This window comes from Fusibacter sp. (assembly GCF_057447755.1).
On record NZ_JBVBZF010000231.1, the window covers coordinates 1 to 5758 of the forward strand.

Genomic DNA, 5758 nt, shown 5'->3' on the forward strand with positions numbered 1-5758 from the left:
TCAAGGGTATTTAAGCGATAGTAGAGATCTTCTCTGAATTGCTTCTCATGGCTCATGGCAAGGAGGTTGCGGTTCGTTGCCGCAATGACCCTAGCATTTGTCGGTATGAGACGGTTACCCCCAACACGTTCAAACTCCTTCTCTTCAAGAACCCTTAGTAGCTTCGTCTGCATCTGAAAGCTCATGTCTCCAATTTCATCAAGGAGAATAGAACCGCCATTTGCCACTTCAAACTTCCCTTTTTTGGAAGATGACGCACCAGTAAACGCCCCCTTTTCATAACCAAAAAGCTCTGATTCCAAGAGTTCACTAGGTATGGCACTACAATTGATCTTAACAAAGGGATTACTCAGCGTCGAATTGTTGAAATTGTGTACGGCATTCGCTAAAATTTCTTTACCAGTTCCCGTTTCACCGATAAAAAGGATCGGGAAATTAGATTGGGCAGCACGTTTGGTCTTATCAATAAGGTCCTTAACGATTTTGCTCTCTCCAATATAGTCCCTAAAGGTATAAGAACTCACATTTCTTGAGATACTGTGATAAAGACTTGCATATTCACTGTCCTCAGTTTCAGGCGCTTCCGCTAATATTTTTTTAATCGCAGAAATGCTATTGAAGTATACAATTCCAATAACGCCTAATAGCTCCTCCCCATCAAAAACAGGGATATGAGAGGACAATCCCAAAATACCATCTAAGTTTGTTAAGACCCCTTTATCTGACTGACCTGTTTTCAGCACTTTTTCAAAGCCCGTGGCGTTGATGAGCTCATTAATATTCTTGCCTATGACATCTTTATCATTTTTACCAGACATTTTCTTGCTGGAATCGGAAAAGAAAATAACTTTTTGATGCTTGTCTATAATTAATGCCCTATCAAAGCTGGAATCTAAAATTTTATCTAAAAGTCCGCCTCTTTCAAAAAACAGCTCTCTTTTGATATTTAAATTCATAAAACCTCATCCTATCGTGTGTCTTTTTGATACTCATTTTGATACAGTGTGTCTTTTTGAGTCACTTACATTATACCTTATTTTGAACATTATTCAACTGTTATAAGCCATGGTTGGCTTTTCTGAGAAATGAAATCTCTATGAACTTAGATATTTTATAAACATTTTTTATCAGCATTTTGGCTACTTTTCTAAATCTTGCGACTATAGGTTTTCCAATAATTTGATTTTACAATGAAGCTTTCAAAAAAATCTAAAAAAAGCTGAAAACATAGATATTTTCAGCTTAATTTTTTACCACGACTATAGGGCCATTGATGACTTCCATGACTTTGGAGACTGGAAGGTTATTTTGAATGAGTTTTACCATGACCTTCATATAAGGATGAATGTGGTGAAAATACTTTTTATAATCTGAACATAGATAATTTAAGCCGTATTCGCCATCATTTGTGATATCGAAACGATGTCTAGGGCATTCGCCGTTACAGGCAAATTTGACCTCACAGCTTTGACACTGACTTGGAAGTGAGTTTGCTTTGGCCATGCCGAAGGCAACCTGACTTGGTGCTTCGATAATCGTTTTAAGAGGATCCACTAAAACATTGCCAAGGCGATATTCAGGATAAACATAATGGTCACACGCAAATAGATCACCATTATGCTCAATCGCCAATGCCTTGCCACAGGTCTTAGAAAAGATGCAGACTGTTGAAGGCAATCCCAGCCATGATTCAAGTGCCCATTCAAAATTCATGATGAAGATGTTACCCACATCATTTTTAACCCATTGATCAAAAATTTCAGTTAAAAAATCACCGTATTGACCTTTGAGGACGCTAAAGGGCGCCATTTGATGGTTTAGATGCGCCTGTTTTGCATGTGCAGGAGTGGCGTGCTTTAATCCGATTTGAACTTCATCTGAGGTGGCTAAACGTTCCACGATTGGTGTAAACTGAATGTATTTGATGCCGATTTTTTTTAGAAATCGGTAAATTTCAAGTCCTTTTCCGACTGATGCATGGCTTACACAAACCAAGGCATTATACTGTATCTCGTGCTGATTAAAAAGCGCAATGGCTTTCATAACGCGATTTGCAGATGGTTGTCCCTTCAGGTCTTTTCTATAGAAATCGTTGATGGCTTGTGGGCCATCAATGCTAATCCCCATGAGGATGTTATTCGCTTTGATAAAGTGACACCATTCATCGTCTATAAGGGTGCCATTGGTTTGAATAGAGTTAATAATGGTTTTGCCATCGGCATATTTACGCTGGTATTGAATGACCTTTTTAAAATAATCTATGCCGAGCAAAGTGGGTTCACCGCCTTGCCATACGAACTGAATCTCAGGAATACTTTGAGATTGAATGTAGTTTTTAATATAAGCATCTAGGACCACGTCCGACATTTTTGAACTTTCCGTTTTGGGAAAAAGCTCAGACTTTTCAGTATAAAAGCAATAGTCACAGTCTAGATTACAACGAGGACCAATTGGTTTTGCCAAAATATGAAAACCTGTTCCAATATCAGTTAAATTCAATTTCTCACCTCTTATCTTGTCTTGTGAAGAAAGCGTCTTAGTCCTCTCTTTATTGAAGAGGACTTAAGACGCTATATTAACACTGGCTATTAATGATTAATGTCTTGCTGGAATAAATGGCTTAAGATTGAACTCAACATAGTCAAACTCGCCTGTGAACTCATAATCTCCAAATGCCTTATAAAGTTCTTCAGTTTCCTTGTGCTGATCTCTACCAATATCAAGGCCTTCAAGTGTAAGATTGATTGCAGTTTTGAAATCAGATGCGCCCACTAATTGATCATTGATATAGAGTTTTCCTTTTCCGCTCTCCATGCTTGTACGCGTGAAGTCGAATTTAAATTCACTTTGGCCAATTGGTACATTGATGTCAGAAGTAATTCTTGTGTAGTCACCATATCTGTTGTAGACAAAAGTAAGTTTATTGTTCATCACATAAAGTGCGTAACCGCCCATTTCATCTCCCAGTGCTACAAGTACACCTTGGTCTTCCTTGGATTTAATTGTTACGGGTACTGTAATTGTGAAATGACTTGTGTTTACACTAGGTGCGGCCTTAACATTTATAGTATTAACACCTGGGTAGTATTTGAATGTTTTTCTATCTGCGGCAGACCCTAATTGTGTATATCCCATATCTCTTGGCGTTACTTCCTTATAAGGAAGAATATTTTTACCTTCAGCCTCTTTGTCAAATAGTGCTTTGAGCTCTGCAAGCTTTTCAGGATATATTTTGGAAACATCAAGTGATTCTGTGAAATCATTACTTACATTAAAAAGCTTCCATTGATCAGCATCATAACTAGTTCCGGGAACATGTACAGATTCCGCTTTCCAACCGTTGCTATAAATTGCACGCTTTGGTGATACATAGGTGATGGCAGTAGTAGATTGTTCAGGAACATTTTCTGATGCAAATGTATATGCAATGCTCTTGCCATGCATTTCCATTTGAGTGACCCCTTTAATAGACTTAGGTAGAGCCACTTCAACCATTTCTAAAACAGTTGGCGTAATATCCGTAACGTTGACATATTGATTTCGGATCGATCCCTTGTCAGAAATGCCCTTTTCCCATGAAATGATGAGTGGGTTTCTAAGTGCGCCAGCTGCTGTAGTACCTTTATAACCCGCAAAAGGCGTGTTAGATACTTGTGCCCAGCCTCTAGGATAGAGCGCCTGCATGTCCGGTCCACCAATCAGGCCAAATTTTGGCATTAAGTCTTCAACAGTTGCAATACGGCCACCAAAAGCACTAAAAAAACTGTCTGTGCCATCAGGACCACCGTCAGATGTCGCACCGTTGTCACCTAGAAGTACAAAAATCGTGTTATCGTATTCACCTAGTGCTTTTAAGTGTTCAACGAGCTTACCAACTTCTTCATCAGCTTGTGTGATGTAGCCAGCATAGTTTTCCATGAATTTTATATAGAGCATTTTTTGTTCAGCAGACAAGGTATCCCATGCTTTAACGGTAGGATCAGCTGGACCAAGTTTTGCATCTGATGGTAGTATGCCGAGTTCTTTCTGTTTTTCAAAACGGTCTATTCTGATTTGATCCCAACCTTTATCATAAACACCCTTATAGGCATCTGCATAATGTTGAGGCACTTGCTGAGGTGAATGACCCGTCCCAAAGGCATAATTTAAGAAAAAGCCCTTTTCAGGATAAATAGAGACATGGTCCGTAATATATTGTTTGGCATGTGCCAATAAATCGTCGTTCAAATTATAACCTTCAGTCATTGGCACTGCAACCATCTCGTTACCGTTAACGAGTTGTGGCGCGTATTGATCCGTTTCACCATCCATAAAGCCATAGTAGCGGTCAAAGCCTTTTGCAAGTGGCCAGTAATCAAATGGTCCAGCAGGTGTTACCGTGTTTACTGGTGCAATATGCCATTTACCCACACCATAAGCACTGTAGTCATTCGTTTTTAAAATCTCTGATATTAAACCTGCACTTGGTGTTACCCCGCCTTGTAAACCAGGACGGTCCATTTCCATCGAGACGTTTGCAACATGACCAACGCCAACTGCATTGTTATCACGCCCTGTTAATAAAGAAGCTCTTGTTGCAGAAGACAGTGGACAAGCATTAAAATTCGTGTATCTTAATCCGTTTGCTGCCAATAAGTCGATGTTAGGTGTTTTAATTTCAGCCCCATAACTGCCAAGATCAGAGAATCCAATGTCGTCTAGGATGATATAGACAATATTTGTGTCATCCGCATCCTGTGTGACATTTTGAGTAGCACTTTTATTATCTGTGCTAACAGAACCTGCTTGTGTAACATTTGATTCAGCGAAGACACTTGGTGACATCGTCGTTACAAGTGCCAAAACAGAACCTAGTGCAATCGCTCTTTTTGCAAGATTTTTACATGCAAAACTAAATTTCATTTATTTTTTCCCCCTTTTGTAATATGATGAAGATGTTATCCCTTAAGGATAAGTCTATAGATTGAAGTAAATGAAAACAATGGACAGACGTTGGAAAAAAGAATGATATTTTTGTGCAAGTGCACAAATGCTAATTGACGATAGGGGTGTGGTTTATAGTGAATGAGTTAATAGAAAACGTTAAGGCAGACATGAGTATTGTAGAAGCGACACACATATTTTTTCAAGCATTGACAAGGGGCTGTGATATTCAAGACATTATTGATATCGGGAGTAAAATTATGGGGAATCCCTTGTTTGTGCGCGATAAATTCTTTAAAATCTTAGCCCATACTAAGGATGCCATCGTAGATGATTATATTTGGAATGAAGAAATCGTCCAATTGGGCTATCAAAACTATAAAAGCTTTAAGTACCTCTCAAAGAAAGGTCTGTTGGAAAGCATGGAAAAAGCCAAAAATCCGATTTGCTTCCTAGACCGCGGTATTGAAGCTCATCTTGAAAAAGCAAAATTATTTGATACTTATGAAGGCGATTATCCATACTATAAATTTATTGCAGATGGAATTGAAGAAAAAAAGGTTAAAATACCAAGAATTTGGTCAAATATTAATAAGCATGATAAGTCCATGGGGCAGGTAATCGTCTTGGAGGCATTTCGGCCTTTTAAACAGGCTGACTTTGAGATGATGAGGCTCATAAGCCAGGTGATCTCCCTAGTAGTTCAAAACAATCGAGATTATGATGCGTTTGTGGACACTTATCGTGACAAACTCATTATCGATTTGATTCAAGGCAACATTAAAGATAGGATGATCATTGAAGAGCGATTGAGATTTAGTGAATGGCGTCAAAA

The 5758-nt window shown here is 38.7% G+C and carries 4 protein-coding genes; 1 reads left to right on the forward strand and 3 read right to left on the reverse strand.

Annotated elements, in window-relative coordinates; translation table 11 throughout:
- From AC220I_RS17205 to AC220I_RS17215, 3 genes are all read right to left on the reverse strand, one after another.
- The coding region (locus AC220I_RS17205; protein ID WP_486725097.1) for a sigma 54-interacting transcriptional regulator at positions 1 to 956 on the reverse strand (956 nt) is incomplete at its 3' end.
- Positions 957 to 1242: 286 nt separating this feature from the next.
- Positions 1243 to 2499, reverse strand: a complete 1257-nt coding sequence (locus AC220I_RS17210) for an anaerobic sulfatase maturase (protein WP_486725098.1) — start codon at positions 2497 to 2499, stop codon at positions 1243 to 1245.
- A gap of 96 nt (positions 2500 to 2595) precedes the next feature.
- A complete protein-coding gene (locus AC220I_RS17215) occupies positions 2596 to 4902 on the reverse strand; it encodes an arylsulfatase (RefSeq protein ID WP_486725099.1) in 2307 nt (768 codons plus the stop codon).
- Positions 4903 to 5060: 158 nt separating this feature from the next.
- On the opposite strand from AC220I_RS17215, the gene AC220I_RS17220 reads away from it, so the two are divergent.
- Positions 5061 to 5758: hypothetical protein (locus AC220I_RS17220; protein WP_486725100.1), on the forward strand; the 698-nt coding region annotated here is incomplete at its 3' end.

Excerpts from the sequence above, each read along its gene's own strand:
- AC220I_RS17215 (WP_486725099.1), bottom strand. The coding sequence starts at position 4,902 with ATGAAATTTAGTTTTGCATGTAAAAATCTTGCAAAAAGAGCGATTGCA.